Raw genomic sequence first — 26,227 nt, forward strand, 5'->3', positions numbered from 1 at the left:
AGGCCGATCAATCCGGGATCCGGGCTGATCGGCCAACGTCGGAAGCTGTTTCGAAAACGTCAGGCGCCGGCGGCGGACTTCAGCTCGGCCGTGCGGGAGGCCTGCTCCCACGAGAAGCCGGGAAGCTCGCGGCCGAAGTGACCGTAGGCCGCCGTCTGCTGGTAGACCGGCTTGAGCAGGTCCAAGTCGCGGATGATGGCGGCCGGGCGCAGGTCGAAGACCTCGTTGATGGCCTTCTCGATCCGCTCGACCGGCACGACCTCGGTGCCGAAGGTCTCGACGAACAGCGAGACCGGGTGCGCCTTGCCGATGGCGTAGGCGACCTGCACCTCGCAGCGCTCGGCCAGACCCGCGGCCACGACGTTCTTGGCGACCCAGCGCATGGCGTAGGCGGCCGAGCGGTCGACCTTGGACGGGTCCTTGCCGGAGAACGCGCCGCCGCCGTGGCGGGCGTAGCCGCCGTAGGTGTCGACGATGATCTTGCGACCGGTGAGGCCGGCGTCGCCCATGGGGCCGCCGATCTCGAAGCGGCCGGTCGGGTTGACCAGCAGGCGGTAGCCATCGGTGTCCAGCCCCAGGCCCTCGAGCTCGGGGGCGATGACGTGCTCGCGCACGTCCGGGGTCAGCAGCGAGTCGAGCGAGATGTCGGGCGCGTGCTGGCTGGACACCACGACGGTGTGCAGGCGCACCGGGCGCAGGCCGTCGTACTCGATGGTGACCTGGGTCTTGCCGTCCGGGCGCAGGTAGGGGATGGTCCCGTCCTTGCGCACCGCGGAGAGCCGGCGGGCCAGGCGGTGGGCCAGCGCGATCGGCAGCGGCATGAGCTCGGGGGTCTCGCTGCAGGCGAAGCCGAACATCATGCCCTGGTCGCCGGCGCCTTGCAGGTCGAGGGCGTCGCCGCCGGCGCCCTCGCGGACCTCGATGGCCGAGTCGACGCCCTGGGCGATGTCGGGCGACTGCGAGCCGATGGAGACGCTCACGCCGCAGGACGCGCCGTCGAAGCCCTTCTTGGACGAGTCGTAGCCGATGCCGAGGATGGTCTCCCGGACGATCTTGGCGATGTCGGCGTAGGCGCTGGTGGTCACCTCGCCCGCGACGTGGACCTGGCCGGTCGTGATGAGCGTCTCGACGGCCACGCGGCTGCGCGCGTCCTGGGTGAGAAGCGCATCGAGGACGCCGTCACTGATCTGATCGGCGATCTTGTCCGGGTGGCCTTCGGTGACCGACTCCGACGTGAACAGGCGGCGTGCCAATGGTGCTCCTCAGGGGGATGCGGCGGACGACTAACAAGTTCCGCCAGAGTGTACGACCAAGCACTGGCGCTTCGGTCGACCCTCCGGCAGGTTACGCGGCGCTGCGCTGCGCCGCTTACCTCGGTCATCAGGCAAGACGGGCGGCGACGCGATCCAAAATCCTATCCGCCAGCTCGTCTTTGGGCATCTCCGACAGTGCGTCGCGGCTGCCGTCCGCCCCGAGGATCACGGCCTGGTTGTGCTCGGCCCCGAACGTCTTGTCCACGCCGACCTCGTTGACCACGATCAGGTCGGCCCGTTTGCGCAGCAGTTTCTCCTGGCCCGCGACCAGGGCCCGGTCCAGGTCGGCGGTCTCGGCCGCGAAGGCGACCAGCACCTGACCCGGGCGCTTGGCCGCGCCCAGCTCGGCCGCGATGTCCGGGTTGGTGACCAGCTCCAGCGTGGGCGCGGCGCCGTCCACCTTCTTGATCTTCGTGGCGGACCGGCTCGCGGGCCGGAAGTCGGCCGGCGCGGCAGCCATGATCACCGCGTCGGCCGAGGTCGCGGCGGCGACGGCGGCCGTGCGCAGCTGCTCGGTGGTCTCCACGCGAACAAGGTCCGCACCCGCCGGGTCCGGGAGTGTGACGTTCGCCGCGATGAGCGTGACCCGGGCGCCCCGGGCGACGGCCGCGCGGGCGATCGCGTAGCCCTGCTTGCCCGACGAGCGGTTGCCGATGAACCGCACCGGGTCGATCGGCTCGCGGGTGCCGCCGGCGGTGACCACGATGTGCCGCCCGGCCAGGTCGTGCTCGGAGACCCCTGAGACGCCCCGGCGCAGCAGGCGGGTGGCGACGGCGAAGATCCCGGCCGGCTCGGGCAGCCGCCCCTTGCCGGTGTCGGCCCCGGTGAGCCGCCCGACGGCGGGCTCGAGCACGATCGCGCCGCGGGACCGCAGCGTGGCCACGTTGGCCTGGGTGGCGGGGTGCTCCCACATCTCGGTGTGCATGGCCGGCGCGAAGAGCACCGGGCACCGGGCGGTGAGCAGCGTGTTGGTCAGCAGGTCGTCGGCGAGCCCGTGCGCGGCCTTGGCCAGCAGGTCGGCGGTGGCCGGGGCGATGACGACGAGGTCGGCCTCGCGGCCGAGCCGGACGTGCGGCACCTCGTGGGCGCCGGTCCAGACGTCGGTGCTCACCGGCTGCCCGGACAGGGCGGCCCAGGTGGCCTCACCGACGAAGGTGAGCGCGGCGGCGGTGGGGACGACCCGCACCCGGTGACCGGACTCGGTCAGCAGCCGCAGCAGCTCGCAGGCCTTGTAGGCGGCGATACCGCCGGCCACGCCGAGGACGACCCGAGGGCGTCCCTCGGCGGGCTGGTCAGGCATTGCTCGGCTCAGGCGACTTCTTCGATGCGCTCGGCGGTCAGCAGCCCGCTGTTGATCTCGCGCAGGGCGATGGAGAGCGGCTTCTCCTGCGGCGTCGTCTCCACGAGGGGGCCGACGTACTCGAGGAGCCCCTCGCCCAGCTGGCTGTAGTAGGCATTGACCTGGCGGGCACGCTTCGCCGCGAAAATCACCAAGGCGTACTTCGACGTCGTCTTCTCGAGCAGCTCGTCGATCGGCGGGTTGGTGATCCCCTGCGGGTCTGCCACGGTTCCGGCCACTGATACAACCTCTAAACTTTCAAATTGACGGCTCTCGTGGGCTTGTCAGCACACGAACCTGCCCACCTTACCAGAGCTGCGGGAACGCCGACGCGCCCGGACCGATGAGGTCCGGGCGCGTCGAGATGTTTGCACCGGTCCGGGGGGACCGCCGAGGGCTCACTTGCCGCCGGCGAACTCCCCGAGCAGGGCCTTGCGCTGCTGGTCACCCAGGCCGCGCAGGCGGCGGCTCTCGGCGATCTTCAGCTTCTCCATGATCTGCGTTGCGCGGATCTTGCCGATGCCGGGCATCGCCTGGAGAACGGCCGAGACCTTGAGCTTGCCGACGACATCGTCGGACTCCGCACGGTCGATCACGGCGGCAAGCGTCGTCTTGCCCTGCTTGAGTTGCTCCTTCAGCTCAGCGCGAGCCTTACGGATCTCAGCCGCCTTTTCCAAAGCGGCAGCGCGCTGTTCCGGGCTCAGTGACGGGAGCGGCACCAGGTCTCCTCAGGTCCCTTGAAAAAAGTGTTGATGGTCTAGCGCCGGGAAAACTAGCGGTCAGAAGCCATTTCGGCAACGTCAGAAGGCAAGATCGACGCCTTGTGAAGATTCAGTGATCACGCAGTGATCGCAATTGCGGACGCACAGGAATCCCGCGCGCGGTCCGCGGCGGCCCGCAACGCGCCCTCATCGGGACCCGCCGAGAGGACTTCGCGCGACCACGAAGGCAGAACGAGACCGAGCGCGTTCCCGAATACGGCGCGCAGATCCTCCGCCTTGCCGCCCTGCGCCCCGAGACCCGGCGCGAGGATCGGTCCATTGAGATCGGTGAGCCTGTGTCCGGTCGGCCCGACCGTCGCCCCGACCACCACGCCGATGTCACCCATAGGGCTCACACCCGCGTTGACCTGCGCAATCTCGTCGATCACGTTCTGCGCCACGGTCCGCCCGTCGGCCGCCACGGCCCGCTGGACGGCCGCGCCTTCCGGGTTCGAGGTCAGGGCCAGCACGAACGCGCCGAGGCCGTTTTCGCGGGCTTTGTCGACGATCGGGCGCAACGCACCGAAGCCGAGGTACGGACTGACGGTGATCGCGTCGGCGCACAGCGGAGAGGCCGGATCGAGGTACGCGTCGGCGTACGCGGCGGCCGTGGAACCGATGTCACCCCGCTTGACGTCGAGGATGACCAGGCTGCCCGAGCCCCTCAACTGTCGGATAACCGACTCGAGCACCGCTATGCCCCTGGAGCCGAAACGCTCAAAAAAGGCGGACTGGGGCTTGATCGCCGCAACCCGTCCGGCCAGGGCGTCTCCGACCGTCCGACCGAACGCTTCCAGGCCCTTGACATCGTCGGAGAGGCCCCAACTCGCCAGGAGGGAGGGGTGCGGGTCGATGCCGACGCACAGCGGTCCCAGCGTGTCCATGGCGGCCCGCAGCCGGGCGCCGAATGCCTCGCTCACGTCATGCTCTCCTCGTCGCTGCGACGGACCCGCGCACGAGGCCGGGCCCGTGGTAGATGAAGCCGGTGTAGAGCTGGATCAGGGCGGCGCCGGCGTCGAGCATCCGCTGGGCGTCCTCGGGGCGGGTGATCCCGCCCACGCCGACGACCGGCAGCCCGCTCTCCTTGGTGACGAACCGCACGACCTCCAGGGCCCGCGCCGCGAGCGGCCGACCGGACAGCCCGCCCGCCTCCGGGGTGGAGACGCCGGGGCGCTCGATGGTCGTGTTGGTCGCGATGAGCCCGGCCACGCCCAGCCCGAGGCAGACGTCCAGCAGCTCGCCCAGGGCGGCGTCGGTCAGGTCGGGAGCGACCTTGACCAGGATGGGCACCGGGCCGCCGAGCGTCTGCGCCTCGGTGCGCAGGGCGCCCAGGATCGCCGACAGGTGCGCCTTGTCCTGCAGCTGGCGCAGGCCCGGGGTGTTCGGCGAGCTGACGTTCACGGCGAAGTAGGAGCCCAGGCCGTACAACTGGCGGAAACTGTGCACGTAGTCCTCGACGGCGCCGGTCAGCGGCGTGACCTTGGACTTGCCGAGGCTGATGCCCAGCGGCACCGGGAGGGGCCCCAGCGCGCGCAGCCGGGCGGCCAGGGCATCGGCGCCCGCGTTGTTGAAGCCCATCCGGTTGACGATCGCCTCGTGCTGCGGCAGGCGGAACAGCCGCGGCCGCTCGTTGCCCGGCTGGGCGTGCCGGGTGACGGTGCCGACCTCGACGAAGCCGAAGCCGAGCCGGGGCCAGGCGCCCAGCGCCCGGCCGTCCTTGTCCATGCCGGCGGCGAGCCCGACCGGGTTGGGGAAGTCCACCCCGAACACGGTCCGGCGCGCCCCGGGCGGGCTGAACGCCCGCCGCGCCCGGGGTACGCGGGCCAGCATCCGCAGGGTCCGCTCGTGCACCGACTCGGCGTCGCCGCCGTTGAGCCGGAACAGCACCGGCCGGACCGTCCGCGTGTAGAGCGTCACCGCGCTTCCCGCAGGGCCGCGTGCAGCTCCTGCAGCGGCCGCACGGTCATCTCGCCGCGGATGAGCGCCTCGACGCCCATGACCGCGGCCGCCGCGCCCGGCAGCGTGGTGATGCACGGGATGTCGGCGACCACCGCCGCGCTGCGGATCTCGTAGCCGTCCTGCCGTCCGCTGGAGCCCTGCGGCGTGTTGATGACCAGGTCGACCTCGCCGGCCGCGATCAGCGACACGGCGTTGCGCCCACCGCCCTCCTCGTAGTGCTTGGGCACGATCTCGCACGCCACGCCGTAGCGGCGCAGCACCTCCCCCGTCCCGGCGGTGGCCACGATCGCGAAGCCCAGGTCGGCGAGGCGCTTGACCGGGAAGACGATCCCGCGCTTGTCCCGGTTGGCCACGGTGACGAGCACGGTGCCCGAGGTCGGCAGCGAGCCGTACGCGGCCGCCTGCGACTTGGCGAACGCGTGGCCGAAGGACGGGTCGATGCCCATCACCTCGCCGGTCGACTTCATCTCCGGGCCGAGCAGGTTGTCCACGCCCTTGCCCTCGGTGGTGCGGAACCGCTTGAACGGCAGCACCGCCTCCTTGACCGCGATCGGCGCGTGCTCGGGCAGCGCCCCGCCGTCGCCCTCGGCCGGCAGCAGCCCCTCGGCCCGCAGCTCGGCGACGGTGGCCCCGAGCGCGATCCGGGCGGCCGCCTTGGCCAGCGGCACCGCGGTCGCCTTGGACACGAACGGCACGGTGCGCGAGGCGCGCGGGTTGGCCTCCAGCACGTACAGCACGTCGTCCTTGAGCGCGTACTGCACGTTGAGCAGCCCCCGCACCCCGACCCCGCGCGCGATGGCCGTGGTGTAGCGCCGGACCTCCGCCAGGTGCACCGCCGCGAGCGTGATCGGCGGCAGCGCGCAGGACGAGTCGCCGGAGTGGATGCCGGCCTCCTCGATGTGCTCCATCACGCCGCCGAGGTACACCTCGCCGGTCGCGTCGCACAGCGCGTCGACGTCGATCTCGATGGCGTCGTCGAGGAACCGGTCGACGAGCACCGGATGGGCGGGCGAGATCTCGGTGGCCCGGCCGATGTAGTCGCGCAGCGTCGGCTCGTCGTAGACGATCTCCATGCCCCGGCCGCCGAGCACGTAGGACGGGCGGACCAGCACCGGGTAGCCGATCTCGTCGGCGATCCGCTTGGCCTCCGGGAACGTGGTCGCGGTGCCGTGCGCGGGCGAGCGCAGGCCGGCGTCGGTCAGCAGCTGGCCGAACAGCCCGCGGTCCTCGGCGAGGTCGATGGCGGCGGGTGAGGTACCGACGATCGGAACCCCGGCCCGCTCCAGCTGCTCGGCCAGCCCGAGCGGGGTCTGCCCGCCCAGCTGCACGATCACCCCGACGACACCCGGGCCACCGGCGGCCCGCCCGGACTCGTTCTCGGCGTGCACGACCTCGAGGACGTCCTCGAACGTGAGCGGCTCGAAGTACAGCCGGTCGGCGGTGTCGTAGTCGGTCGACACCGTCTCCGGGTTGCAGTTGACCATGACGGTCTCGTAGCCCTTGGCCCGCAGCGCCATGACCGCGTGCACGCACGAGTAGTCGAACTCGATGCCCTGGCCGATGCGGTTCGGGCCGGAGCCCAGGATGATCACCTTCGGCCGGTCGGACGGGGTGACCTCGGTCTCGTCCTCGTAGGTGCTGTAGTGGTACGGCGTACCCGCGGCGAACTCGGCGGCGCAGGTGTCGACCGTCTTGTAGACCGGCCGCAGCCCGAGGCGGTGGCGCAGCGAGCGCACCCCGTCCTCGCCGGCGAACTCGGGGCGCAGCGCGGCGACCTGGCGGTCGGAGAGCCCGGCGCGCTTGGCCCGGCGCAGCAGCGGCAGGTCGAGCACGGCGGCGTCGACGATCTCGGCGCGCAGCTCCACGAGCGCGGCGAGCTGGTCGACGAACCACGGGTCGTAGCCGGAGACCTTGGCGACCTCGTCGGCGCTGTGCCCCTGCCGCAGCGCGAGCTCGGCGGTGTAGAGCCGGCCGTCGTGCGGCACCCGCAGGTCCTCCAGCACCGACGCCTCGGACGCGTCCGGGAGCGTCCAGAACCCGGTGGCCTTCGTCTCCAGCGAGCGCATCGCCTTGCCCAGGGCCTCGGCGAAGGTGCGCCCGAGCGACATCGCCTCCCCCACCGACTTCATGGTGGTGGTCAGCTCGGGATCGGCGCCGGGGAACTTCTCGAAGGCGAACCGCGGGATCTTCACCACGACGTAGTCCAGCGACGGCTCGAACGCGGCCGGCGTCTTGAGCGTGATGTCGTTCGGGATCTCGTCCAGCGTGTAGCCGATGGCGAGCTTCGCCGCGATCTTGGCGATCGGGAAGCCGGTCGCCTTGGACGCCAGGGCGCTGGAGCGCGACACCCGCGGGTTCATCTCGATCACCACGAGGCGCCCGTTCGCCGGGTTGACCGCGAACTGGATGTTGCAGCCGCCGGTGTCCACGCCGACCTCGCGAAGGACGGCAATGCCAAGATCACGGAGCCGCTGGTACTCCACGTCGGTCAGCGTCATCGCCGGCGCCACGGTCACCGAGTCGCCGGTGTGCACGCCCATCGCGTCGACGTTCTCGATCGAGCACACGACGACCACGTTGTCGTGCCGGTCGCGCATGAGCTCGAGCTCGTACTCCTTCCAGCCGAGCACGCTCTCCTCGATGAGCACCTCGTGCACCGGGGAGGCGGCCAGGCCGCCGCCGGCGAGGCGGTCGAGGTCGGCCGCGTTGTGGGCCATGCCGGAGCCGAGCCCGCCCATGGTGAACGAGGGCCGGATGACGACCGGCAGGCCGAGCTCCTCGACGGTCGCGTGCACCTCGTCCATCGAGTGGCAGACCCGCGAGCGGGGCGTCTCGCCGCCGGCCCGGGCCACGATGTCCTTGAACAGCTGGCGGTCCTCGCCGCGGCGGATGGCGTCGATGTCGGCCCCGATGAGCTCCACGCCGTACTTCTCCAGGACGCCCGCCTCGTGCAGGGCCACCGCGGTGTTGAGCGCGGTCTGCCCGCCCAGGGTGGCCAGCAGCGCGTCGGGGCGCTCGCGGGCGATCACCTGCTCGACGAACTCGGGCGTGATCGGCTCGACGTAGGTGGCGTCGGCGAACTCGGGGTCGGTCATGATGGTCGCCGGGTTGCTGTTCACCAGGCTGACCCGCAGGCCCTCGGCCCGCAGCACGCGGCAGGCCTGGGTGCCCGAGTAGTCGAACTCGCAGGCCTGGCCGATGACGATCGGGCCGGAGCCGATGACGAGGACGTGCCGGAGGTCGGTGCGCTTAGGCATTGGTCTGCATCAGCTCCGCGAATCGATCGAACAGGTAATCCGCGTCGTGCGGCCCCGCTGCCGCCTCCGGGTGGTACTGCACGGTGAAGGCCGGGGTGTCCAGGCAGCGCAGACCCTCGACCACGTTGTCGTTGAGGCAGACGTGGCTCACCTCGACCGCCCCGAACTCGGTGTCGACCCGGTCGTCCAGCGGCGCGTCCACGGCGAACCCGTGGTTGTGGCTGGTCACCTCCACCTTGCCGGTGGTGCGGTCGAGCACCGGCTGGTTGATGCCGCGGTGTCCGTACCCCAGCTTGTACGTGCCGAACCCGAGCGCCCGGCCCAGGATCTGGCTGCCGAAGCAGATGCCGAACAGCGGGATGCGCGCGCCCATGACCTCCTTGGCCAGGTTGACCGGGGCGTCGGCGGTGGCCGGGTCACCCGGGCCGGGCGAGAAGAAGACCGCGTCGGCGCCGAGGGCCCGGATGTCCTCCAGCGTCGCCGAGGCGGGCAGCACGTGCGTGGTGACCCCGCGGGCGGCGAGCCGGCGCGGGACGTTGCGCTTGATGCCGAGGTCGATCGCGGCGACGGTCAGGCGGTGCTCGCCCTGGGCCTGCACGGTGTACACCCGCGGCGTGCTGACCTCCGCGGAGAGGTCGGCGCCGAGCATCTCCGGCTGCTGCCGGACGCGCTCGAGCAGCGCCTCGGGATCGTCCTCCACGCTGGACACGCCGACCCGCATGGCGCCCCGCTCGCGCAGGTGCCGGGTGAGGGCGCGGGTGTCGATGCCGCTGATGCCGACGATGTTCTCGGCCGCGAGCCGGTCCTCCAGGCTGCCGGTGGCGCGCCAGTTGGAGTAGCTGCGGGACGGGTCGCGCAGGACGTAGCCGGCCACCCAGATCCGGTCGGACTCGTCGTCCTCGCCGTTGATCCCGGTGTTGCCGATCTGCGGCGCGGTCTGCACCACCACCTGGCGGTGGTAGGACGGGTCGGTGAGGGTCTCCTGGTAGCCGGTCATGCCGGTGTTGAAGACGGCCTCGCCGAACGTCTCGCCGACGCCGCCGAACGCCTCGCCCCGGAACGTGCGCCCGTCCTCCAGGACGAGCAGGGCCTCTCTGCGCCTCACCGTGTTGCCTTTCCGTTCAGCACCGTCGGTTCGCCGCGCAGGTAGGTCGCCTCGATGCGGCCGCGCAGCTCCATTCCGGCGTAAGGGGTGTTGCGGGAGCGGCTGGCCAGCGCCGTCGGGTCGACGGTCCAGCGCACGCTCGGGTCGAAGATCGCGATGTTGGCCGGCTGCCCCACCTCCAGCGGGGTGCCGTGCCCGGCCAGCCCGGCGATGCGGGCGGGCGCGGCCGACATCCACTCGGCGATGCGGTCCCAGCGCGGGCCCATGGTCTGCACCACGATCGCGAGCGCCGTCTCCAGCCCGAGCATGCCGGGCCGGGCGTTGGCCCACTCGCACTCCTTGTCCTCCACGCTGTGCGGGGCGTGGTCGGTGGCGACGATGTCGATCGTGCCGTCGGCCAGCCCCTCGCGCAGGGCCAGCACGTCGGCCTCGGTGCGCAGCGGCGGGTTGACCTTGAAGACCGGGTCGTACTGCGTGGCGCGGTCCTCGGTCAGCAGCAGGTGGTGCGGGGTTACCTCGGCGGTGACCCGCCAGCCCTTGGACTTGGCCCAGCGGATCAGCTCGACGCTGCCGGCGGTGGAGACGTGACAGATGTGCAGCCGGGCCCCGACGTGCCCGGCCAGCAGCACGTCGCGGGCGATGATCGCCTCCTCGGCCACGGCCGGCCAGCCGGTCAGCCCGAGCCGGGCGGCGACCGCGCCCTCGTTCATCTGCGCGCCGGTGGTCAGCCGCGGCTCCTCGGCGTGCTGGGCGATCACCCCGTCGAAGGCCTTCACGTACTCCAGCGCCCGCCGCATGAGCCGCGGGTCGGCGACGCAGTGCCCGTCGTCGGAGAAGACCCGCACCCGGGCGGCGGAGTCGGCCATCGCGCCGAGCTCGGCCAGCTGCTCCCCGGCCAGCCCGACGGTGACGGCGCCGATCGGCTGCACGTCGACCAGGCCGGCCTCGCGGCCCAGGCGCCACACCTGCTCCACGACGCCGGCGGTGTCGGCGACCGGGGAGGTGTTGGCCATCGCGCAGACCGCCGTGTAGCCGCCCAGGGCCGCGGCCCGCGAGCCGGACTCGACGGTCTCGGCGTCCTCGCGGCCCGGCTCGCGCAGGTGCGTGTGCAGGTCGACCAGGCCGGGCAGGGCGATGTTCGGTCCCTTGCGGCCGGGATCGATTGCGGTGATGACGCCGTTCTCGACGGTGATCTCGCCGAGCTGAGTATCACGGATGATCACGACTTGCCTCCGAGCAGCAGGTAAAGGACGGCCATCCGCACGGAGACGCCGTTGGCGACCTGTTCGACGATCGTGGAGCGGGCGGAGTCGGCCACCTCGGGCGCGATCTCCATGCCGCGGTTCATCGGGCCGGGGTGCATGACGATCGCGTGCTCCGGCAGGCGGCGCATGCGCGGGACGTCGAAGCCGTAGCGGCGGGAGTACTCGCGCTCGGAGGGGAAGTACGCCTGGTTCATCCGCTCGCGCTGGACCCGCAGCATCATGACCACGTCCGAGTCGGGGACCACGGCGTCGAGGTCGTAGCAGGTGCGGGCCGGCCACGCCTCCACCCCGACGGGCAGCAGCGTCGGCGGCGCGACGAGCGTCACCTTGGCCCCGAGCGTGTGCAGCAGCTGCACGTTGGAGCGGGCGACCCGGGAGTGCAGCACGTCGCCGACGATCGTGACGTTGAGCCCGGCCAGCCGGCGCAGGCGGCTGCGCATGGTGAACGCGTCCAGCAGCGCCTGCGTCGGGTGCTCGTGGGTGCCGTCGCCGGCGTTGACCACGCTGCCCTCGACCCAGTTGGCCAGCCGGTGCGGGGCGCCGCTGGCCGGGTGCCGCACCACGACCGCGTCGGCGCCCATGGCCTGCAGGGTCAGCGCGGTGTCCTTGAGACTTTCGCCCTTGGAGACGCTGGAGCCCTTGGCCGAGAAGTTGATCACGTCGGCGGACAGCCGCTTGGCGGCGGCCTCGAACGAGATCCGGGTCCGCGTGGAGTCCTCGTAGAAGAGGTTCACCACGGTCCGCCCGCGCAGCGCCGGCAGCTTCTTGACCTCGCGCGCGGCCAGGCTCGCCATCTCCTCCGCGGTGTCCAGCACCCGGGTGGCGGTGGGCGCGTCGAGGTCGGCCGCGCTCAGCAGGTGCTTGATCATGCCCGGTCCCCCTTGCTCTTGATCAGGACGGCGTCGCTGCCGTCGATCTCGGCGGTCAGCACCCGCACGCTCTCGTCCATCGAGGTCGGGATGTTCTTGCCCACGTAGTCGGCCCGGATGGGCAGCTCGCGGTGGCCGCGGTCGACGAGGACCGCGAGCTGGACGGCGCGCGGCCGGCCGAGATCCTTCAGGGCGTCGAGAGCGGCGCGGACGGTACGGCCGGAGAAGAGCACGTCGTCGACGAGGATCACGCGGCGCCCGTCGAGGCCGCCGGGAGGGATCTCGGTGTGACCCACAGCACGCGTGGCGTGCAGTCGCAGATCGTCCCGATAGAGCGTGATGTCCAACACACCCACCGGGACGTCAAAGCCCTCGAATGTGGCGATCCGGGCGGCCAGGCGGCGAGCCAGCGGAACGCCGCGGGTAGGTATGCCCAGCAGTACCGTTTCGGCCGCGCCGGACGTCTTTTCCAGAATCTGGTGGGCAATCCGGTCCACCACACGGGCGACATCCGCCGCCGTTAGGATGGTTTTACCCAGCTCAGTGCCGGTTGTCGGGGACGACAAAACCAGACCTCCTTCCCCGCCTCTCCGGACGGGTCGTTAAAGGACGTCGAACGTCAACTACCCTAACAACCGCCCTGACCAGGGCAACGGAAGGGTCTCGACCACTTGACCGCGCGTCGCGCGCCAGTTACGGTCACGCTCCGTAGCGATCGCTGGGGAAACCCCTCAGGCCAGTGACTGGGAGTGTCCGTATGCCGTCTGAGTACGCCAAGTCTCTTGGTGCTCGCCTGCGCTCCATCCGACAGCAGCAGGGGCTGTCTCTGCAGGGTGTCGAGGAGAAGTCGGCCGGGCGCTGGAAGGCCGTCGTCGTCGGGTCCTACGAGCGTGGTGACCGTGCCGTCACCGTCTCGCGCCTGGCCGAGCTGGCGGAGTTCTACCGGGTGCCCGTCGCCGAGCTGCTGCCCGAGGGCAGCGGTGTGCGCCACGAGCCCACCAACAAGATCGTCCTCGACCTGGAGCGCCTCTACGACGCCGGCGCCGAGGACCTCGCTTACGTCGCCCGCTACGCCCGGGCCATCCAGCAGCAGCGGGGCGACTACAACGGCCGCGTGCTGTCCATCCGCGCCGACGACCTGCGCGCCCTGGCGATCGTGTACGACGCCTCGCCGTCGGGCCTGGTCGAGCGCCTCAACGAGCACGGCGTCCTGGTCACGGACCCGCGGAGCCTGTTCCAGAGCTGACGAACCCACGAAGAAGGGCCGCACCCGTGGGGTGCGGCCCTTTCTCGCGTCTGCGGCCCTCTCAGGCGGCTTTCAGGTGGCGTAGTCGGCGATCCGGCCCAAGATCCCGTTGAGGAAGCGCGGCGAGTCGTCGGTGGAGAGCGTCTCGGCCAGCTCCACCGCCTCGGTGATGGCCACCGGGTTGTCGATCTCGTCGTTGTACAGCAGCTCGTACACCGCGATCCGGGCCAGGTTGCGGTCGACCACCGGCATCCGCTCCAGCGTCCAGCCCTCGGCGTAGCTGGACAGCAGCTCGTCGATGCGCGCGGAGTGATCCTCGACGCCCTCGACCAGCCGGACCGTGTACGGCAGGTAGCTCGGCCGCGGCTCCTCCAGGTTGGCCACGTACGCCGACAGCACCGAACCCCGCGGCTCCCCGCGCAGGTCGGCCTGGTAGAGCACGTCGAGGGCGCGCTTGCGGGCCTTGCGCCGCGCGGTCATCTGGGCGGTGACGTCACCGCCCAGGAACGAGCCACCGGACGAAACGTTCGTCACGGTGCCGTCGACGTAGTCCTTATCGTTCACGCCCGGCCCAGGTAACGGCTGTCGCGGGTGTCGACCTTGATCTTCTCGCCGGTGGAGATGAACAGCGGCACGTTGACGGTCGCGCCGGTCTCCATGGTGGCCGGCTTGGTGCCGCCCGTGGAGCGGTCGCCCTGCAGACCCGGCTCCGTGTAGGTCACCTCGAGGATCACCGAGGTCGGCAGCTCGACGTAGAGCGGCGCCTCCTCGTGCGTGGCCACGGTCACCTCGGCCTCGGGGAGCAGGAACTTGCTCGCCTCGCCGACGACACCGCCGGGCACCGTGATCTGGTCGTAGGTGTCGAGGTCCATGAACACGAAGTCGTCGCCGTCGGCGTAGAGGTACTGCATCGTGCGCTTGTCGACGGTGGCGGTGTCGACCTTGGTCCCGGCGTTGAACGTGCGGTCGACCACCTTGCCGGAGAGCACGTTCTTGAGGGTGGTCCGCACGAACGCGCCGCCCTTGCCCGGCTTGACATGCTGGAACTCAACGACGGTCCAGAGGTCGCCGTCGAGGTTGAGCACCAGGCCGTTCTTCAGGTCGTTCGTGGATGCCATGTGATTAGACGTCGCTTTCGTCGCTGCCGGCCTGCGGACCGGAAAGATTTGATCCCGAGCGGCACGGGTCACACCGGACGGGGAAAAGGCCCGGTGAAGTGTACCGGGAAGGCAGAAATGGCCCGAAGCAGTGTACCGGTTCCCGGCCGTTTTCCGGCAGCCTGTTCACCCGTCGTTAACCATCGAGACACTTGACTCTGCCAGCGTGCCGGGGTGGGAAGACCGGATCTCCTCAACCGTACCCTGGGCTTCGCCGGATCCATCGCGATCGCCCTGGGTGGCTTGACCGTCGGCGCACTTCCCGACAAGGCCGAGGATCCGCTGGTCCACTGGCCGGTCATTCGCGAGCTTCGACACTTCCCGCTGCTGGCCATCGCGGTCTCGTACGTCGGCATCGCCCTGCTCTGCGGCGCCTGGCTGCGGCTGCGGCGCACGCTGGACGAGCACAGCCCCGGCGACCTCGTGCGCACCATGCTGTGCTGGGCCGGCCCGCTGGTGCTCGTCCCGCCGATGTTCTCCCAGGACGTGTACTCCTACCTGGCCCAGGGCGCGATGGTGCACGAGGGCCTGGACGCGTACAAACTCGGACCCTCGGCCCTGGGCGGGCAGTTCGCCGCCGAGGTCCCGGCGATCTGGCAGAACACCCCGGCCCCCTACGGCCCGCTGTTCCTGCGCGCGGCATCCGCCGTGGTCAACGTCACTGGTGAACACATCATGGTGGGCGTGCTCGCCTTCCGCCTGATCGCGCTGATCGGCGTGGCCCTGGTCGTGCTGTGCCTGCCCGGCATCGCCACCCGCTTCGGCGTGCCACCGCAGCGCGCCCTCTGGTTCGGCGCCCTGAACCCGCTGCTCCTGCTGCACCTCATCGCCGGCATGCACAACGACGCCATCATGGTCGGCCTGATGATCGCCGGCATCTACGCCGCCGTACGCCAGCACCCCGCCCTCGGCGCCGTCCTGATCAGCGCGGCCGCCCTGATCAAGGCCCCGGCCGCCCTGGCCCTGCTCACGATCGTGGTCCTGTGCCCCAAGGCCTGGCTGCGCATCGGCGCGGCGGCGGGCGCCTCGGCCCTGGGCCTGCAACTCGCCTCGGGCCTGGGCACCGGCTGGATCGGCGCGATGCAGACTCCCACCTCCGTCCGTAACGGCCTGTCCTTCAGCACCGACCTGGGACTGCTGCTCGGAGCCCTGGGCTGGCCGGAGCCCATGCAGATCATCCGCACCCTGGCCGCCGTGGCGGGTTGCCTGCTGGCCGGCTGGGCCCTGCTGCGCGCCCCGAACCCGGTCGCGGGCCTGGGCTTGGCGCTCAGCTCGATCATCCTGCTCGGGCCGGTGGTCCATCCGTGGTACCTGCTGTGGGCTTTCGTCCCGCTCGCGGCCGGCCTGCAGCGGGTGCCGCAGGCTGCTGTGTGGGGGTCGGTGGGGCTTTCACTGTTCCTGCTGCCTACTGGGGCGCCGGGCTATCCGCAGGCGGTGTTGGCGGCGACGGTGGGGACTGTGGCGGGGCTGTTGTACCTGCGGATGCGGCCGCCGGTCGCGACGGCTCCGCTCGCCGTCGCCGCCACTTCGTAGGGCTTCTCGGGCGAACGCTGATTCGTGGCTTTTTGCACGGCGGCGACCTTGTGGCTTTTTGGTGCGAACGCGGTCTTCGTTGCTTTTGGTGCGAACACGACATGTCGGGCGCTGGCGCGCCGCGACATGTCGGATTTATACCCTGCCAGGCGATAAATCAGATAAGTCGCGGCGCGGCAGCGCCCGACTTATCGCCTTAAGGCCGCACGGACAAGTCAGCGAGCGACGGCTTCGAAAGCGGCCCGCAACAGCTCGTCCGACGGCCCCTCAAGGGTCCCTGGCGAGCCCAGCCCATCCAGCACGATGAAGCGCAGCATCGACCCCCGCGCCTTCTTGTCGACCCGCATCGCCGCGTGCAGCTCCGCCCAGGCCTCCCCCGGGTACGCCACCGGCAGCCCCAGCCGCTCCAGGATCGCCCGGTGCCGCGCCGCCACGCCGGCGTCCAGGCGGCCCGAGAGGCGGCCCAGTTCAGCGGCATAGACGAGACCGACGCTGATCGCGTGGCCGTGCTTCCAGCGGTACTGCTCCCGCCGCTCGATCGCATGCCCCAGCGTGTGCCCGTAGTTGAGGATCTCGCGCAGGCCGCCCTCGCGCAGGTCCTGGGAGACCACCCGTGCCTTGATGGCCACCGAGCGCTCGACCAGCTCGGCCAGCACGGCCCCGCGCGGGTCCAGGGCCGCCTCCGGGTCCGCCTCGATCAGCTCCAGGATCACCGGGTCGGCGATGAAGCCGCACTTGACGATCTCGGCCATGCCCGCCAGCAGGTCCTCGCGCGGCAAGGTGTCCAGCGCGGCCAGGTCGCACAGCACGCCGACCGGCTCGTAGAAGGCGCCCACGAGATTCTTGCCGGCCGCGGTGTTGATGCCCGTCTTGCCGCCCACGGCCGCATCGACCATGCCCAACAGACTCGTCGGTACCGTCACCAGCCGCACCCCCCGCAACCAGCTCGCCGCCACGAAGCCGGCCAGGTCGGTCACCGCGCCGCCACCCACCCCGATCACGGCGTCGGACCGGGTGAACGCGGCCGCGCCGAGCTCGTCCCAGCACCGGGCGGCGACGGAGATGTCCTTGCCGGCCTCGGCGTCGGGCACCTCGATGGGCAGCACCCGCGCCCCGGCCTGCTCCAGGGCAGACTGGATCCGCTCCGCATGCCCGCGGACCGGCCCGGCGAAGATCACGGCGACCTGGGCGGCCCCCTTGACCAGGTCGGCCACGCCGTCGCTCGCACCCCGGCCGATCCGCACCGCGTACTCGTGCACCTCCACGAGCTTCACAGCGCCGCCCCCAGCTCGTCGGCGATCTCCTCGGGCGTGCGGCCGTCGGTCACCACGGTCACGGTGGCCACCTCCTCGTACAGCGGCCGGCGCTGATCCAGCAGATGCTTGAGCGTCGCCCGCGGGTTGAGGGCGAGCAGCGGCCGCCCGGCACCCAGCCCCACCCGGGACAGGGCGTCGGCGAACTGCACCGACAGGTACACCACGCGATGCCCGGCAAGCGCCTTGCGCGTCTCCTCAGCGAGGATCGCGCCGCCACCGAGCGCCAGCACGCCGTCGAACTCCTCCAGCGCGGCCCGGATCGTCGACCGCTCCAGGGCCCGGAAATGGTCCTCGCCCTCGTCGAAGAAGATCTCCGGAATCGGCTTCCCGGCGGCCGCCTCGATCAGCGCATCGGCATCCCGGAACTCGACCCCGAGCCGCTGCGCGAGCAGCTCCCCCACCGTGCTCTTGCCCGCACCCGGAGCACCTACAAGGACGGCTCGGGGGCTCACCGGATGACCAGGTTGTCGAGGTAGCCGGCGAGGTTGCGGCGAATCTCGGGTACCGAATCGCCGCCGAACTTTTCCAGCGCGGCCTCGGCCAGCACCAGGGCGACCATCGACTCCGCCACCACCGCCGCCGCGGGCACGGCGCAGACGTCGGAGCGCTGGTTGATGGCCGTGGCCGGCTCGCCCGTGGTGACGTCGACGGTCTGCAGGGCCCGGTTGAGCGAGGAGATCGGCTTCATCGCCGCGCGCACCCGCAGCGGCTCGCCCGTCGTCATGCCGCCCTCCAGGCCGCCCGCGCGGTCCGTGACCCGCTTGACGCCGTCGGCGGTGTTGATGATCTCGTCGTGCGCCACCGAGCCGCGGGAGCGGGCCTGCGTGAAGGCGTCGCCGATCTCCACGCCCTTGATGGCCTGGATCGACATCAGGGCGGTCGCGAGCCGGGCGTCGAGCTTGCGGTCCCACTGCACGTGGCTGCCAAGACCCGGCGGCACATGGTACGCGAGGACCTCCACAATCCCGCCCAGCGTATCCGCGTCCTTCTTGGCCGCGTCGACCTCCTCCACCATCCGCGCGCTCGCGTCCGGGTCGAGGCAGCGCAGCGGGTCGGCGTCGATGCGCTCGAAGTCGTCAGGGGTCGGCAGCAGGCCCGGCTTGGCCGCGACCGATCCGAGCTCGATCACGTGCGACACGATCTCGATCCCGAGCGCTTGACGCAAAAGAGCCTTCGCCACGGTACCCACGGCAACCCGCGCCGCCGTCTCCCGCGCACTGGCCCGCTCCAGGATCGGGCGCGCATCCGTGTGCCCGTACTTCTGCATGCCGGCCAGATCCGCATGCCCGGGCCGGGGCCGGGTCAGCGGCGCGTTGCGGGCCTGCGCGGCGAGCAGCTCGGGGTCGACCGGGTCGGCCGCCATGACCGTCTCCCACTTGGGCCACTCGCTGTTGGCGACCCGGATCGCGACCGGGCTGCCGATGGTGAGCCCGTGCCGGAGGCCGCCGATGAACTCGACGACGTCCTGCTCGAAGCTCATCCGCGCACCACGGCCGTAGCCGAGGCGTCGGCGGGCCAGCTCGGCCGCCACGGACGCGCTCGTCAGCTCGACCCCGGCGGGCACGCCCTCGAGGATCGCGACGAGCGCCGGGCCATGGGATTCCCCAGCAGTCAACCAGCGCAGCACGCCCGCAAGTTTGTCACGCTCGCGTCACCGCCCGGCCGCCCGGGCCGCACGCATCTCACCAGATGGCGCCCACGCCCGCCACCTGCCCGCCACTGCACGCCACCCGCCCGCCGCCCGCCCGCCACCAGCACGAACGCCGCCGGATTCCGACTATCCGCGCATATACGAAAAATCCGATATGTCGCGGCGCGCCAGCGCCCGACATATCGAGACACCATCGCCCCGCGCGAAACACCATCACGCCGCGTAGGTCGCAGTGTGCCAGCGCCCGACATATCGAGTCACCATCACGCCGCGCGGGTCGCGGTGTGCCGAGCTAGGCCAGCGCCGCCCGCATCGCCTCGACCGGGGCCTTGCTCGACGTGAACAGCTCGAACTGATCCACCGCCTGCCACAGCAACAGATCCAGCCCGGACACGATCGCGCAGCCGGCATCCCGCGCCGCCGCGGCCAAGGGCGTCGGCCACGGGTCGTAGATCGCGTCGAACACCACCGGCCGCGCCGAGAAGTCCGCCACCGCCAGGTGATCCGCCGCGCCCTTCGGCACCGTCGAGATCACCACCGGGGCCGCGAAAGCCTCCGCCGCCGCGCTCCACGGTGCCGCCGCCAGTTCGACGTCGAGGGCGTCGGCGACCGGGCGCAATTCCTCCGCGGCCTCGGGGCGGCGGGTGTACACGGTCACGTCGGCGGCCAGACTCGCCGCGGCCGCGATCGCCGCCCGGGCCGTCCCGCCCGCGCCGAGCAGCGCGAGCTGTGGCGTGCGGGAGATCCCCGCCTCCAGCAGGGCGCGCACCATGCCAGGGGCGTCCGTGTTGTACGCGTGCCAGCCGTACGACCGCCGCACGAGCGTGTTCGCCGCGCCGATCGCCGCCGCGAAGGGGTCGACCAGGCTCGCGACCTGAAGGGCGACCTCCTTGAGCGGCATGGTCAGCGACAGCCCGGCCCACTCGGGGCCGAGCGAGCCGACCAGCCCCGCCAGGCCCGCTTCGTCGCATTCGATCGCGTCGTACGTCCAGTCCCTCAACCCGGCCGCGGTGTATCCGGCGTTGTGGATCGCCGGTGAGCGCGAGTGGCCCACCGGCTTGCCGAGGACCGCGGCCCGCACCTACTTCACGCCGTTCTTCTGGGCCTGCGTCCAGAGGTTCTGGAACTCCTGGTACGTCTTGGCGTACGCGGTGTTGCCCTGCGTGTCGATGGCCAGGAAGAAGTAGTAGTCCGACTTCGGGGCGTTCATGGCCGCCGACAGCGCGCTCGTGCCGGGGCTGCTGATCGGGCCGATCGGCATGCCGGGCTTGTCGTGCGTGTTGTACGGGTTCTTCGGGTTGTGGATCTCGGAGTTGAGCAGCTCCGTGGACGGCTTGGCGCCCTTGTTGGTGATCCGCAGGTAGTAGTTGACCGTGCTGTCCACCTGCAGGCAGTTGCACGGGAACTTGCCGCTGTAGACGCGGTTGTACAGCACCCGCACGATCCCGGGCTGGTCCTTGTCCAGGCCCTCGACCTGCGCGATCGACGCGGCCACGAGCGCCTCGAACGGCGAGATGTGCATGTTGTTCGTCGTGGAGTCGATGAACCCGATCTTCTCGATCTCCTGGTTGAACCGCGCGACGATGATCTTCAAGATCGCGGTCGCGTCGACGTTCGGCGGGAGGTCGTAGGTCGCCGGGAACAGGAAGCCCTCGATGCCGGGCGCACGCTCGATCTTGTCCTGGCGGGTGTACCAGACGTCACCGACGCCCAGCGCCTTCGGATCCTTGGCCGCGTTCTCGAAGTCCGCGTACGGGATCTTCGTGACCTCTTCGAGCTTGCGGAACGAGTCCTGCCAGGTCAGCCCCTCGGGCAGGGTCACCTTGTTGACCAGGCGGCTGCGCGGGTCGAGCAGCAGCGACAGCGCGGCCGTGGCCTTCATCTGCTTGCGCAGGTTGTAGAAGCCCGGCTGCAGCTTGCGGCTGCGGTCGTCGTTCTTGGCCGCCTCGACGAACGCCTTGGCGCTCTTGACGACGTCCTTCTCCTGCAGCGTGGTCGCGATGTCCGCGGCGAGCTGGCCGGAGAGGATCTCGACCGTCACCTCGCCGGTGCCGCCGCCGTTGTAGTCGGGGGCGCTGAACATGCCCTTGACGCGGTCGATCCCGACGTACACGCCGAGGGCGAGGCCGCCGAAGACGATCAGGATCAGGAAGAACGCGAGGAAGGTCTTGCCGCCGCGCCCCTTCTTGCGTTTCTTGGCCGGGGCGGAGGAAGCGCGGCGCCGGTGACTCTGTGGGCGCTGCTGCTCCTCGTCCTCCCAGGCCAGGTTCAGCTCGTCCATCTGCACTCTGCCTCCTGGGCGCTCAGCCACGAACTGCTCCGGCACGTCTGGCGTCGAGCCAACCCTGCAGGATCTCCACGGCGGCCGCCTGGTCGACGACCGCACGCTGACGGCGGCCTCGTACGCCGCGCTCCGACAGCCTACGTGCTGCCGTCGCGGTGGACATCCTCTCGTCCGTCAGCACGACCGGTCGCGGCGCGGCCACTTCGGCCAGCCGATCCGCGTATTGCCTGATCAGGACGGCGGCCGGACCTTCCTGGCCGGCGAGGTTGATCGGCAGGCCGACGACGAGCTCCACTGCCTCGTATTCATCGGCGTACCGCAGGATCTCCGCCATGTCGGCCGGGACCTTGTCCGGTTCGGGCTTCTGGTCACGCGGGACGGTGGCCACCGGGCTGGCGAGAATGCCATCGGGGTCGCACGCGGCCACGCCGACGCGGACCGATCCCACGTCGATGCCGAGGCGGCGCCCCCGGGTCCACTGCTCCACACGCGCACCATAGCCGTTTCGGGCGACCCGGCGCGCCACCCCCCGCTCGTGCGGGTGCATTGTGGGGTGTGCGTAAACCGTTGGCCCAGCACGGTTTTCCGCCCCGTGCGCGCCCTGTCACCGTCCGACACGCCGGATGCGAAGTCTGTCACCCACACGCGTGACTAATCGGAAATTTCCGATTCGCGGCAAAGCACACATTGCGCAAAGAACCGGGGCCGGTTGATACCGGCCCCGGTCCCTATCAGCTAAAGCGCCTTTTCGACCGCGGTGAGCAGGTTCGGCGCCTCGGCGGCCGGGACGCCGCCGCCCTGGGCCAGGTCGGCGTTGCCGCCGCCACGGCCGGACAGGGCGCCCTTGACCAGGTCGCCCGCCTTGAGCCCGCGCTCCTTGCCGGCCCCGTTGACGCCGACCACGAGCGAGGCCTTGCCGCCCGCCCGTGAGGTGACGGCGACGACCGCCGGGCGGTCCGCCGCGATGCGGCCGCGGATCTCCTGGACCAGCGTGCGCACCTCGTTGGCCGACGTGCCCTCGGGGGCCTCGGTGCCGACGAACGCGACGCCGTGGACGTCCCGCGCCGCCTCGGCCAGCGCGCCCGCGCCGGCCAGGACGACCTGCGTGCGCAGCTTCTCCAGCTCCCGCTCGGCGTCGCGCAGCTGGGCCACGGTCTGCTCCACGCGGTCGGCGACCTGGTCGCCGGGGACGCGGAACAGCTCGGCCAGGCGGGACACGAGCACGTGCTCGCGGGCCAGGTGGCTGAAGGCGTCGAGGCCGACGAGGGCCTCCACCCGCCGTACACCGGAGCCGACCGAAGCCTCGGAAAGGATCTTGACGAGGCCGAGCTGCGACGAGCGCTCGACGTGCGTGCCGCCGCACAGTTCGCGGGCGTAGTCGCCGACCTCGACGACGCGGACCTCGTCGCCGTACTTCTCGCCGAACAGGGCCATCGCCCCGATCCGCCGCGCCTCGTCCTGCGTGGTGATGAACGCGTGCACCAGCAGGTCGCGCAGCAGCACCTCGTTGACCTGCTGCTCCACGTCGTGCAGGACGCTCGCGGGCACGGCCGACGGGGTGTTGAAGTCGAAGCGCAGCCGGCCCGGGGCGTTGAGCGAGCCCGCCTGGGTCGCCGACTCCCCGAGGAAGTTGCGCATCGTCTGGTGGATCAGGTGGGTGGCCGTGTGCGCGCGGGAGACGGCCCGGCGCCGGTTCACGTCGATCTCGGCGAACGCGGTGTCGCCGGGGTGGACCTCGCCCGCCACGACCCGCGTGCGGTGCACGATCAGCCCCGGAAGCGGCGACTGTACGTCCAGCACCTCCACCCGGCCGCTGCTCAGCGTGATGAACCCGGAGTCGGCGAGCTGCCCACCGCTCTCGGCGTAGAACGGGGTCGCGTCGAGGACCAGCGAGACCTCCTCGCCCTCTCCCGCGACCTTGGCCCCGAGCAGCGAGCGGACGCGCGACTCGCGGGCGATCTCGCGGTACCCGGTGAACTCGACCGGGCCGCCCTCGTCCAGCGCCGCGCGGTACACCGAAAGGTCCGCATGTCCGGTCTTGCGGGCCTGGGCGTCGGCCTTGGCGTTGGCGCGCTGCTCGGCCATGAGCCGCCGGAAGCCGTCCTGATCGACCTCGAGGCCCTGCTCGGCCGCGATCTCCAGGGTCAGGTCGATCGGGAAGCCGTAGGTGTCGTGCAGCTGGAACGCCTTGTCCCCGGCGAGCAGCTTCCGCTGCGAGGACTTCGTCTCGGTGATCGCGAGGTCGAGGATCGTCGTGCCGGCGTTGAGGGTCTGCAGGAAGCGCTCCTCCTCGCCGTACGCGTACTGCGAGATCCGGTCGTACTCGTCGGCGACCTCGGGGTACGACGGGGCCATGCAGTCCCGCGCGATCGGCAGCAGCAGCGGCAGGGCCGGGCCCTCCTGCCAGCCGAGCAGCCGCATCGAGCGGATGGCGCGGCGCAGGATCCGGCGCAGCACGTAGCCGCGGCCCTCGTTGGACGGGATGACCCCGTCGGAGATGACCATCAGCGCGGTGCGCACGTGGTCGGCGATCACGCGCAGGCGGACGTCGTCCGGGTGGCTCTCGGCGGCCACGTGCGAGACCGCCTGGCCGTACCGCTTCCCGGTCAGCTCGGCCGCCTTGGCCAGGATCGGCTTGACCTCGTCGATCTCGTACAGGTTGTCGACGCCCTGCAGGATCGAGGCGATGCGCTCGAGCCCCATGCCCGTGTCGATGTTCTTCTTGGGCAGGTCACCGACGATGTCGAAGATCTCCTTCGACTTCACGTTGGTGATCTCGTGCTGCATGAAGACGAGGTTCCAGAACTCCAGGTAGCGGTCCTCGTCCACCTCCGGCCCGCCGGACTTGCCGTAGGCGTCGCCGCGGTCGTAGTACAGCTCGGAGCACGGGCCGGCCGGGCCCGGGATGCCCATCGACCAGAAGTTGTCCTTCTTGCCGCGGCGCACGATCCGCTCGGCCGGCAGCCCGGTGCGCCGCCAGATGTCGATGGCCTCTTCGTCGTCGAGGTACACCGTGGCCCAGATGCGCTGGGGGTCCAGCCCGAAGCCGCCCTGCTCCGCCGACTTCGTCGACAGCTCCCAGGCCAGCTTGATGGCGCCTTCCTTGAAGTAGTCGCCGAAGCTGAAGTTGCCGTTCATCTGGAAGAACGTGCCGTGCCGGCTGGTCTTGCCGACCTCTTCGATGTCGGGCGTGCGGATGCACTTCTGCACGCTCGTGGCCCGGTCGTACGGCGGGGTCCGCTGGCCGAGGAAGAACGGCACGAACTGCACCATGCCGGCGTTGATGAACAGCAGGTTCGGGTCCTCGACGGCCGGCAGCGGAGCCGTCGGCACGACCGTGTGCCCGTTGCCCTCGAAGTGGGCCAGGAAGCGGCGCTTGATCTCGGCGGTTCTCATCGGTGCTGCGGACCTTCCGGGTAGAGGTCTTCGTCCAGGGTCAGCCCATCCGCGAAGGCGGCGTGGATCTCGGCCTCGCGCTCGGCCATGCCGTCGCGCACGTCGTCGACGAACCCGCGCACCCCGGCCGCGATCCCCATGGCCGAGTCACGCGCCGACGCCGCGATGCCCTGCGGGGTGAAGGCCTGGGCCTTCTTGGTGACCGCCCGCACCACCAGCGCCCCGACGGCGAGTCCGATTCCGAGCCACAGCAGACGCCGCATGGCTCAACCCTTCCCTCTCAATGTTTGTTTGGTACCGCTTGTTGCCGAGCTCAGCCGCGCTTGCGCCGCTGCTTGATCTGCTCGCGGACCTCAGCCTCGTCCGCGTCACGCCGGCGGTTGGCCGCGGCCTTGCGCACGCCGTAGCCGAACGCGGCAACCTTCACCAACGGGTTGGCCGCGGCCGCACTGACCACCGTGGACAGGTTCGCAACGTTCGCGCTGACGTGCGACACGTTTTCCGTAATCGTGTCGATCCGCGCGAGCTGCATGTTGACCCCGTCGAGCGTCGTGTGCACCTGCGTCAGCGCGGTGTTCACGTTGTCGATCGTCATGTTGACCCGCTCCAGCATGGGCGTGGTCTGATTCGCGGCATCCTGCAGGGCCCCCGTGGCCGCATCGATCGTGTGCCGAACCCGCAGGATCGGCACGGCCAGCACCAGTACGAGCACGAAGAACCCACCCGACGCCACCAGCGCCGCGATTCCGCCCAGGGACACGGTCACGCCATTCCTCCTCAACCCGCATGAATGCGTGATTCCAACGGAGGAACCCTACCCTCCGTGATGCATTGCCGCGCTTCGACCGGCGCATGATGTGCGCTTTCGCTTACGCGTCTCACGGGCCGGGTTGCCCACCGCCGCCCGGGTCGTAACTGATGCGGTTGAAAACTTTGATCGTCGTAACCGCCAACGGGCAGATCGTAGTCGGCGCGTTCGCGTCCTGACCGCCGTCCGCCGGGGGCACCGAGGGCGGCGCACTACTGGCCGCCTTGGTCGGCGTTTTCGCCCCACCGGTAGGTGCCGGCGGCGCCGCGCTGATCGTCGGCCGCGCCCCCTTCACATCGCAGACGGCGGCCCGGACCCACAGATCCAGCACGTACTCGTCGCGCTGCCAGCACGTCTCGATCCCGTCCACACCTTCGGCCTGGCAGTCCGGAATGTCCCACTCGACCCACCCGGCATCGCGCAGCTTCCCCACGAACGCCCGGTTGGTCTCCTCGGGCCCCCGCGCCGACTCCCACGTCCGCTGCCGCGACCGGCACTCCTGAATGCACCACCGGCTGCCGACGGCCCCATCGGTCGGATTCCGCGCCGCCCACTCCGGCAGATTCAACTCGTCGAGCTCCGCGAACACCGGATCGCGCGACAACTCCCGAATGACGAAGAACGCGGCGGGCGCACTGACCACGGCCAGGACAAGCAAAATCACCGTCGCGTACCGCAGCTGCCGGACCCGCTTGACCTGCGCCCGCTGCAAAAGCCCGAACGGCGCGATCTGCGTCGTCGACTCCCAGTCGAACGCGGCCGGCGAGCTCGCGGTCCCCCGGTACGTCGTAGGACCGGGATTCGGATCGAACCGCGCCAGATCCACGAACGGCTTGGCCGGCGGCCCGTCTCCCGGCCCCCGCCCACCGGACGCCCGCCCGTTACCGCCACCGGGCCCGCGCTGCCCCCCGGGCCCGCCGGGCCCACCACGGCCTCCGGGCCCCCGCCGCCCGTCGTTGGGCCCACCC

25 protein-coding genes are annotated in these 26,227 nt (G+C 70.8%); 2 read left to right on the forward strand and 23 right to left on the reverse strand.

From position 1 onward, the window contains the following. Positions 1 to 59 precede the first annotated feature (59 nt). The 11 genes from metK to pyrR form a co-directional block, all read right to left on the reverse strand. Positions 60 to 1,253 carry a methionine adenosyltransferase gene (gene metK, locus ACQP00_RS41780; RefSeq protein ID WP_433207664.1) on the reverse strand — a complete coding sequence of 398 codons (1,194 nt, stop codon included), beginning with the start codon at positions 1,251 to 1,253 and terminating at the stop codon, positions 60 to 62. 127 nt (positions 1,254 to 1,380) lie between these two features. Next, positions 1,381 to 2,613, reverse strand: coding sequence for a bifunctional phosphopantothenoylcysteine decarboxylase/phosphopantothenate--cysteine ligase CoaBC (coaBC, locus tag ACQP00_RS41785; RefSeq protein WP_433207667.1), 1,233 nt, complete (start codon positions 2,611 to 2,613; stop codon positions 1,381 to 1,383). Between the two features lie 8 nt (positions 2,614 to 2,621). Beyond that, on the reverse strand, positions 2,622 to 2,891 hold the full coding sequence (gene rpoZ, locus ACQP00_RS41790; RefSeq protein ID WP_223095917.1) for a DNA-directed RNA polymerase subunit omega: 270 nt from the start codon (positions 2,889 to 2,891) through the stop codon (positions 2,622 to 2,624). Positions 2,892 to 3,050: 159 nt separating this feature from the next. After that, entirely contained in the window at positions 3,051 to 3,371 is a 321-nt protein-coding gene (mihF, locus tag ACQP00_RS41795; protein ID WP_190253177.1) for an integration host factor, actinobacterial type, read from the reverse strand. A 119-nt stretch (positions 3,372 to 3,490) separates the two neighbouring features. Then, the gene (gene pyrF, locus ACQP00_RS41800) at positions 3,491 to 4,297 is read right to left on the reverse strand and encodes an orotidine-5'-phosphate decarboxylase (RefSeq protein ID WP_433224169.1); all 807 of its coding nucleotides are present in this window, start codon (positions 4,295 to 4,297) and stop codon (positions 3,491 to 3,493) included. 37 nt (positions 4,298 to 4,334) lie between these two features. Further along, positions 4,335 to 5,330: a quinone-dependent dihydroorotate dehydrogenase gene (locus tag ACQP00_RS41805; protein WP_433207670.1), complete on the reverse strand. Its 996-nt coding sequence runs from the start codon at positions 5,328 to 5,330 to the stop codon at positions 4,335 to 4,337. Next, positions 5,327 to 8,629: a carbamoyl-phosphate synthase large subunit gene (gene carB, locus ACQP00_RS41810; RefSeq protein WP_433207673.1), complete on the reverse strand. Its 3,303-nt coding sequence runs from the start codon at positions 8,627 to 8,629 to the stop codon at positions 5,327 to 5,329. The genes ACQP00_RS41805 and carB overlap by 4 nt, the downstream gene beginning before the upstream one ends. Beyond that, a complete protein-coding gene (gene carA / locus ACQP00_RS41815) occupies positions 8,622 to 9,734 on the reverse strand; it encodes a glutamine-hydrolyzing carbamoyl-phosphate synthase small subunit (protein WP_433207676.1) in 1,113 nt (370 codons plus the stop codon). The genes carB and carA overlap by 8 nt, the downstream gene beginning before the upstream one ends. Beyond that, a complete protein-coding gene (locus tag ACQP00_RS41820; protein ID WP_433224171.1) occupies positions 9,731 to 10,927 on the reverse strand; it encodes a dihydroorotase in 1,197 nt (398 codons plus the stop codon). The genes carA and ACQP00_RS41820 overlap by 4 nt, the downstream gene beginning before the upstream one ends. A gap of 26 nt (positions 10,928 to 10,953) precedes the next feature. Beyond that, entirely contained in the window at positions 10,954 to 11,868 is a 915-nt protein-coding gene (locus ACQP00_RS41825) for an aspartate carbamoyltransferase catalytic subunit (protein WP_433207680.1), read from the reverse strand. Continuing rightward, a complete protein-coding gene (pyrR, locus tag ACQP00_RS41830; RefSeq protein ID WP_433048338.1) occupies positions 11,865 to 12,434 on the reverse strand; it encodes a bifunctional pyr operon transcriptional regulator/uracil phosphoribosyltransferase PyrR in 570 nt (189 codons plus the stop codon). The genes ACQP00_RS41825 and pyrR overlap by 4 nt, the downstream gene beginning before the upstream one ends. A 191-nt stretch (positions 12,435 to 12,625) precedes the next feature. Here pyrR and bldD point away from each other — a divergent pair, with 191 nt between their 5' ends. Further along, positions 12,626 to 13,114: a transcriptional regulator BldD gene (bldD, locus tag ACQP00_RS41835; protein WP_033356835.1), complete on the forward strand. Its 489-nt coding sequence runs from the start codon at positions 12,626 to 12,628 to the stop codon at positions 13,112 to 13,114. A gap of 72 nt (positions 13,115 to 13,186) precedes the next feature. On the opposite strand, the gene nusB is transcribed toward bldD, so the two are convergent. Beyond that, positions 13,187 to 13,594: a transcription antitermination factor NusB gene (gene nusB / locus ACQP00_RS41840; protein WP_433224173.1), complete on the reverse strand. Its 408-nt coding sequence runs from the start codon at positions 13,592 to 13,594 to the stop codon at positions 13,187 to 13,189. A gap of 80 nt (positions 13,595 to 13,674) precedes the next feature. Further along, the gene (efp, locus tag ACQP00_RS41845; protein ID WP_433048343.1) at positions 13,675 to 14,232 is read right to left on the reverse strand and encodes an elongation factor P; all 558 of its coding nucleotides are present in this window, start codon (positions 14,230 to 14,232) and stop codon (positions 13,675 to 13,677) included. Positions 14,233 to 14,445: 213 nt separating this feature from the next. Between efp and mptB the strand changes: the two genes are divergently transcribed. Further along, complete coding sequence (gene mptB / locus ACQP00_RS41850) at positions 14,446 to 15,804, forward strand: polyprenol phosphomannose-dependent alpha 1,6 mannosyltransferase MptB (protein WP_433207683.1); 1,359 nt, start codon at positions 14,446 to 14,448, stop codon at positions 15,802 to 15,804. A gap of 215 nt (positions 15,805 to 16,019) precedes the next feature. On the opposite strand, the gene aroB is transcribed toward mptB, so the two are convergent. From aroB to ACQP00_RS41900, 10 genes are all read right to left on the reverse strand, one after another. Beyond that, positions 16,020 to 17,078, reverse strand: a complete 1,059-nt coding sequence (aroB, locus tag ACQP00_RS41855; RefSeq protein WP_433207686.1) for a 3-dehydroquinate synthase — start codon at positions 17,076 to 17,078, stop codon at positions 16,020 to 16,022. After that, a complete protein-coding gene (locus ACQP00_RS41860) occupies positions 17,075 to 17,572 on the reverse strand; it encodes a shikimate kinase (protein ID WP_433207689.1) in 498 nt (165 codons plus the stop codon). The genes aroB and ACQP00_RS41860 overlap by 4 nt, the downstream gene beginning before the upstream one ends. Continuing rightward, the gene (gene aroC, locus ACQP00_RS41865) at positions 17,569 to 18,747 is read right to left on the reverse strand and encodes a chorismate synthase (RefSeq protein ID WP_433207692.1); all 1,179 of its coding nucleotides are present in this window, start codon (positions 18,745 to 18,747) and stop codon (positions 17,569 to 17,571) included. The genes ACQP00_RS41860 and aroC overlap by 4 nt, the downstream gene beginning before the upstream one ends. A gap of 316 nt (positions 18,748 to 19,063) precedes the next feature. Further along, entirely contained in the window at positions 19,064 to 19,852 is a 789-nt protein-coding gene (locus ACQP00_RS41870) for a shikimate dehydrogenase (RefSeq protein WP_433207695.1), read from the reverse strand. Further along, entirely contained in the window at positions 19,853 to 21,052 is a 1,200-nt protein-coding gene (gene mltG, locus ACQP00_RS41875) for an endolytic transglycosylase MltG (RefSeq protein WP_433207698.1), read from the reverse strand. It lies immediately after the preceding gene. Positions 21,053 to 21,074: 22 nt separating this feature from the next. After that, positions 21,075 to 21,542, reverse strand: coding sequence for a Holliday junction resolvase RuvX (gene ruvX / locus ACQP00_RS41880; RefSeq protein ID WP_433207701.1), 468 nt, complete (start codon positions 21,540 to 21,542; stop codon positions 21,075 to 21,077). Between the two features lie 248 nt (positions 21,543 to 21,790). Further along, entirely contained in the window at positions 21,791 to 24,451 is a 2,661-nt protein-coding gene (alaS, locus tag ACQP00_RS41885; RefSeq protein ID WP_433207704.1) for an alanine--tRNA ligase, read from the reverse strand. Next, complete coding sequence (locus ACQP00_RS41890; RefSeq protein ID WP_433207707.1) at positions 24,448 to 24,714, reverse strand: hypothetical protein; 267 nt, start codon at positions 24,712 to 24,714, stop codon at positions 24,448 to 24,450. Before ACQP00_RS41890 ends, alaS begins: the two co-directional genes overlap by 4 nt. A 50-nt stretch (positions 24,715 to 24,764) precedes the next feature. Beyond that, positions 24,765 to 25,211, reverse strand: a complete 447-nt coding sequence (locus ACQP00_RS41895; protein WP_433224175.1) for a DUF948 domain-containing protein — start codon at positions 25,209 to 25,211, stop codon at positions 24,765 to 24,767. Between the two features lie 118 nt (positions 25,212 to 25,329). After that, positions 25,330 to 26,085: a hypothetical protein gene (locus tag ACQP00_RS41900; RefSeq protein WP_433207710.1), complete on the reverse strand. Its 756-nt coding sequence runs from the start codon at positions 26,083 to 26,085 to the stop codon at positions 25,330 to 25,332. Positions 26,086 to 26,227 lie beyond the last annotated feature (142 nt).

It is taken from the genome of Dactylosporangium sp. CS-047395, from assembly GCF_050942185.1.
GTDB lineage: Bacteria > Actinomycetota > Actinomycetes > Mycobacteriales > Micromonosporaceae > Dactylosporangium.